General features: G+C 51.4%; 4 protein-coding genes. 2 read left to right on the top strand and 2 right to left on the bottom strand.

The features are described 5' to 3' along the window. Nucleotides 1–344 precede the first annotated feature (344 nt). Both TM5383_RS12935 and TM5383_RS12930 read right to left on the bottom strand, forming a co-directional pair. Entirely contained in the window at nucleotides 345–1,133 is a 789-nt protein-coding gene (locus TM5383_RS12935) for an AlbA family DNA-binding domain-containing protein (protein ID WP_058319472.1), read from the bottom strand. Continuing rightward, the gene (locus TM5383_RS12930; protein WP_058319471.1) at nucleotides 1,134–3,047 is read right to left on the bottom strand and encodes a GmrSD restriction endonuclease domain-containing protein; all 1,914 of its coding nucleotides are present in this window, start codon (nucleotides 3,045–3,047) and stop codon (nucleotides 1,134–1,136) included. It abuts the gene before it with no gap. Between the two features lie 112 nt (nucleotides 3,048–3,159). Here TM5383_RS12930 and TM5383_RS12920 point away from each other — a divergent pair. After that, nucleotides 3,160–4,286 (top strand): IS3 family transposase gene (locus TM5383_RS12920; protein ID WP_143570354.1). Its coding sequence is split into 2 segments (ribosomal slippage): nucleotides 3,160–3,391 and nucleotides 3,391–4,286, totalling 1,128 coding nucleotides; the frame shifts between segments, so codons are not numbered across the junction. 288 nt (nucleotides 4,287–4,574) lie between these two features. Continuing rightward, nucleotides 4,575–5,870: hypothetical protein (locus tag TM5383_RS12915; RefSeq protein ID WP_058319468.1), on the top strand; the 1,296-nt coding region annotated here is incomplete at its 3' end.

Genomic DNA, 5,870 nt, shown 5'->3' with positions numbered 1-5,870 from the left:
GTGATGAGTTCAACTGCACCCTCCTGACCTGTCCTCTTCTTGAAGACCTCCAGCATGACAGCTTTGGCTTGGGCTGCGGAGGAGGCTGGGACGATGATTGCATCGTGGATGGGGAGTGCAACGATGTTCATGCTCATAAGGGTCAGTAGCACCTCGATAAGGATTTCGCTTTCGAGAAACTGGCAACGATGGCCAATGCCGGTAAAGAAGTATGCAGCGATATCGGGATGTGAGGCCTGGCAGACACCGCCGATGTCAAGATGACTGTGTGGTCGGTTCTGTATGGCCTTGCTTCGTTATAGAAATCGAGCGCGACATGTAGTTAGTGATCCTCGCTACAAGCGTCACGATGCATCAACCATACCCAATGGCTTGAGTTTGAAATAATCCTCGATCTGGCAGAAAGGAATTGGCCGGGCGCTCGTTCCTGACCTGATGTAGAGTTCGGCGTCATTTGGCGCTTCTTTTTTCAGAAAGGCCAAATCCTGCATTTTTGTGATCTCGATCATGACAAGGTGCCGATCTTGAAATTCGCAACACTGGATATGGATATGGTTCAGGACAGCGTATGGCTTGACGAAGTATTTCTCGACGATTGAGCTAATGATCAGATCCGCTTTGTCCTCATGTGTGCCGTCTCCGGGATGAACTGAGAAGTCATCTTCGCACCCAACGATTTTCAAGTCGTTGGCGACCCCAAGAAGTAAGATGCCCCCGGTCCGGTTAAGGAACGCGCAGATTTCTTGGGCCAATTTGCGCTTGAGCTTATCGCTGACATAGTCTTTGAGCAAAAGACCAGGTTGGTGTTGCTTACGCTTGGTGTCTATGTAGATGGAAGACTTGAGCTCAACGTCATAGTTTTCCCCCCCAGCATCCAGGATATCCTGGATCCTGTTAGCAACAACATTTTGTGGCTGCCGCTTCTTCAACGTCCTTTCGACATCGAGATCTCCTTCTTCTTGAAATGAAGGTGCAAGTTGGACTTCAAACTCTTCCAGAGCCTGTAAGACTTTTTGCAATCCTCTTAGATCTGCGGGGGGATATTCATACTCTTCGATTAACGAGTTTAGAGTGGTCACGACCACCCCATTCGTTGCATTTACTATCGTTGCTGATGCGAGCACGTCAGCCACCTACACCGTCGTCAGGGACAAACATGCCTTCTTCAGCAGTTCCTTCCTATATTCCAAAAACTCACCCACTTTCGCAGGGCCCCCTTCGAGAAGCTTGCGTCCCATTTCGTCGACAAAATAGCGATCAAGCAAGTCGTGCTGTTGGTCACTATTGATTTGAAGTGAATGAAGGGCAGAGGATGGCACTTTAGAGTCCCAAAGTTTGTTCGACGCACCAGACATTGGCATCAGGTTTGCTGGTGAATTTATCCAGTCCTGTAAGTCTCGTGAGACTTCGAGATACTTGGTGTTTTCTGGTACCTTGTTATCCTTGCACCATTTTTTGGGATAGATGTGATGCAATTCATGTTGAGAAATGATGTTGCTTATGTCTCTGGAGGGCTCAACAACGTCCCACGTTGCTCGCGCGCGAAGCAACAGCAACCCACCCGCCCGTAGAGCACCGCGTTGGTTTCCATCACCAACAGCGGAGTCAATGTTTTCTTTTATGACAGCTGGCGAGGACATTAGTGGCAGCTTTGAAAGCCACTTATTCGCCTTCGTCGTCCAGTTGACGTCAGCTTGACCTGATGTTGCGGAATTTAGAAATTGTTTGAAATCAATGACATCAGCGCCGACGCGAGTCAAGTAACCCTGATCATATCTTTTAGAGAACGTATTCATCCAAAAGAATGCCCTGAAAAGCCGATTGAGCTGGTCAATCGACCAGGACGCTTGGGACGGAAAGTCGAACTTATGATACCATCTGAGGGCCAAGTACACATTGACAACACCCGGATATGGGCATTGCGCCAAAGAGAACCGGCCTCCTGCTACTGCTTTCTGAAAGTCTTCAAAGCACAGAGCGACAAAACTCTCTTGATCAAAGAAGTCCCTCCAGCTGCTGCTCGAAATCGCAAGTAGATCACTGGATTTTATCGAAGATATCTTCGTCTCTTTCTTACCCGTTACTTGCCGTGGAGCATGCTTCTTATCGAGCGCGATTTGAATCGCTGCAACAATTTGCGCCATTAGCTCTGGCCGATTTGTGGAATTGGGCCAGCCTTGCATCCCGTCGAGCTCGCTTAGTGAGTCGAGAGCCTCACGGAGTAAGATAGGAGAAGGGCTTTCTATCGTCTCTGCGTAGACCCATGAGTGAATTAGGTCCACCGTCGAGACTTTTGTACCTGTAGTATTTAGAGTTTCAAAGATATCGCAGATTTCGGCCAGAGTCTCATCTTTAGGAACAATGTAGACTGCAAGTCGTGTGTCTTTTATTCCCTCAAAAGCCGACTGAACAATCATCTGTCGTCGATTTTTTTCGTCCTGCGAAGGCACTTCTCCACTGGCATAGTGTTCGTCATTGCCAATTGCCGAGATGAAATTGAAGAAGTGTTGAGTAAGCGCCTTGAAGTCACCCAACTCAAGGGGAAAAAGAGCTTGCTGCACGTACGCTGCAGTACTGTTGAGCGACTTTTGCTCCACCTCTTTCTTGGACAAGTAGACTATCCTGTCCTGCACATCATGGTATTTTGCATTGAGGAAATAGCTGCCGGAGTATTTGCGCTTTCCGTTTGAAGCACGAAGGCCACCAAAGACCATCGCAATTGCTGTAGAGCGCTGCTTTCCATCAAGAATTGCATAGTATCTCCCTGGGCGATCGTCCTTCTCCCCAAAGTACTTTTCTGCACCCACCTTACCATCGTAGTCGTCGGTAACCGATATGTGCTCAAGTGGTAGATCGCTCTCATCTTCTTGCTGCCAAAGCGTTGCCATTCCGATTGGTTTCGAGTCGATGATAGAATTGACGAGCCCGATGATTTGGGCCGTTGACCATACAAAGCCGCGCTGAAACTCTGGAGCCAGCCATTCCCCTTCATGAAGGTTTTTCAATATCTGCGGCAGACTAACTGCCGTGACCTCGATTGATGACATTCTCGCCCCATCTTACCATGCATTGCTTGAGCCCACCATTTTGGATGATTGGACTTGCTTCACTTCCGTTCCGGTTTTCTGCGAGCAATGCTCGCCATAGAGGAGACCGGATATGGCACCCAAACATAGTGAAGATTTCAAACGCGAAGCGGTCCGGATCGCGACGCACAGTGGCCTGACACGGCGGCAAGTGGCCTCAGACCTCGGTGTCGGATTTTCGACCTTGGGCAAGTGGATGCGGGACTATTCGACCGATCCGGCTGCAGCCGAGGACGCGGAACTGCGCCGCGAGAATGAGCGCTTGCGCAAAGAGAACCGTATCTTGCGGGAGGAGAGGGAGGTGTTAAAAAAGGCCGCAATCTTCTTCGCGAGCCAAAAGCAATGAGATTTCAGTTCATTGCGGAGTATCGCGGAGATCTTCCACGCGCCCATCTGTGCCGCCTGATGCAGGTTTCGGACCGTGGGCTCCGTGCTTGGCGTCGCAGGCCGCCATCACTGCGTCAGCGCCGCGATATGATCCTTCTAGCTCATATCCGCGAACAGCATCGGCTCAGCCTGGGCAGCTACGGCCGACCGCGTATGACGCAGGAATTGAAAGAGCTTGGTATCCAGGTCGGTCAGCGCCGCGTCGCCCGGATCATGCGCGACAACGGCATTCAGGTTCTGCGCAGCCGTAAATTCAAACGCACCACCGACAGCGCACACAGCTTCAACATAGCCCCGAACCGTCTGAACCAGGATTTCACGGCGACGGCGCCAGACCAGAAATGGGCCGGGGACATAACCTACATCTGGACGCGTGAAGGTTGGTCATACCTCTCTGTAATCATTGATTTATACTCAAGGCGCGTGATCGGTTGGGCGATTAGCAATCGTATGAAGCAGGACCTGGCATTGCGGTCCTTGGACATGGCCATCGCGCTGCGCCGGCCACCACCCGGCTGCATTCACCACACCGATCGCGGCGCCCAATATTGTGCTCACGAGTACCAGAAACGCCTTCGACGTCACAAACTGCTGCCTTCAATGAGCGGCAAGGGAAATTGTTATGACAATTCCGCTGTCGAGAGCTTCTTCAAATCCCTCAAGGCCGAGCTGATTTGGCGAAGCACCTGGCAAACGCGCCGGGACGTCGAGGTCGCAGTGTTCGAATACATCAACGGCTTCTACAACTCGCGCAGGCGCCATTCAGCGCTGGATGGAAAATCACCCGTGGCCTTCGAAAAGATCGCCGCCTAACATGAGCAACACACCGGAACGGAACCGGTGCAAGTCCAGATTGAAACTATGTCAACCATGAGTTGACCAAGGTGCCTTAGATACGGGTTGAGAGAGCGGATTTGGCCCTTTAGTTTGTCAAGTTGCCGGCTGATTTACATCGCCTGACTTCCAAGTAGATGATGCGAGAAGATGTAAGCGGACCAGACGCAGCCGACGTGGAGTAATCAGGGGGCAACCAATGAGCCATCCTGGCTTTGGGTTCCACCATCAGAAGGATGGAAACTCCCCAAACCGTAGAGGCTCCCCATGACAATCAAGACCAAAGACCCTGTCGGCGTTACTGACGGCCAAAAGCGCTCAGCCGAGAGAGCATTCGACCCTTGGCGTACTCCGATACCCCCTGCCGGACAGGCTTTCCTGGAAAACGTTATCGAGATACTCACGGCCCATGAAGAAATGGCTCAACTTCGCAAGCGTAAACGCCGACCTGATGACCAACGTACTTTCGAACGTATGGTCACTGCGCTAGTCTCGGACTTAGCAATCAACACTCTGTGTGACGAGGCAAGAGGCATTCACCTGTCGCGATCAAATCGCCAACTGGGCCGGATCTCCCGCTACGGCAACGCTGCCACAAGCAAAACCCTGCGACAACTCCTCGATCAGATGGCTGATCCTGACCTCGCGCTAATCGAGCAAAGGGTTGGTTTCAGATCGAAGAAGAGGAAGAGCAAGCGTACCGTCGTTGTACCTTCCGACCGACTACGGCTGTTGGTTCATGAACACGGTCTGACAGTTGAAGACTATGGTGAGCGACTTCGTCCCGAACTGATTGAACTCAAGAGCCACCCAGTCAGCAGGACAAAGCGCGGAGAGCTCATTGACTACCGTGAAACCACGCTAACAACGAGGATGAGGTCACAGATGAGAGAGATTAACACCTACTTGAGGATAGCGGAGATCGAATACATAGGCCCCAATGCTGTGGATATAAATAAGCGACAACTTCGGCGAGTGTTCACGCGCCAGAAGTTTGAAAGCGGAGGGCGGCTCTTCGGCGGTTTCTGGCAGTTAATGGGAAAGCGTGACCGACTGTTCCACATCAACATCAACGGAGAAGATGCTGTTGAGCTTGATTATGGCCAGGTAATGCCGCGACTGGTCTACGCTCTGGCTGGCGTGAATCCCACAATGGATGACCTCTATGCCATCGAAGGGTTCGAGCGTTGCCGCCCAGGTGTGAAAAGAGTTGCGTCTTCGATGTTGTTTGTGGACGCACCATTGTCACGGTTCCCTCAAGAAACCCGGCATCTATTTCCGCAATCGATCAAAGTCAGTGATGTGACTGATGCGATCATTTCCTCACATCCCGATATCGCTGCATACTTCTTTACCGGCATTGGCCATCGTTGCCAGTTTCTCGAAAGCGAAATCCTTATCGAGGTGCTACTGACCCTTATGAGCATGAACATCGTTGCACTCCCCATCCACGATGCAATCATCGTCCCAGCCTCCTCCGCAGCCCAAGCCAAAGCTGTCATGCTGGAGGTCTTCAAGAAGAGGACAGGTCAGGAGGGTGCAGTTGAACTCATCACCAAGGAA

Source organism: Thalassovita mediterranea, assembly GCF_001458435.1.
Classification (GTDB): Bacteria; Pseudomonadota; Alphaproteobacteria; order Rhodobacterales; family Rhodobacteraceae; genus Thalassobius; species Thalassobius mediterraneus.
The sequence above is the reverse complement of the archived record's forward strand: the minus strand, read 5'-3'. Positions and strand labels throughout refer to the sequence as shown.

Bases quoted from the DNA above. Each gene is read 5' to 3' on its own strand.
- TM5383_RS12930 (WP_058319471.1), bottom strand. From the start codon at position 3,047: ATGTCATCAATCGAGGTCACGGCAGTTAGTCTGCCGCAGATATTGAAA.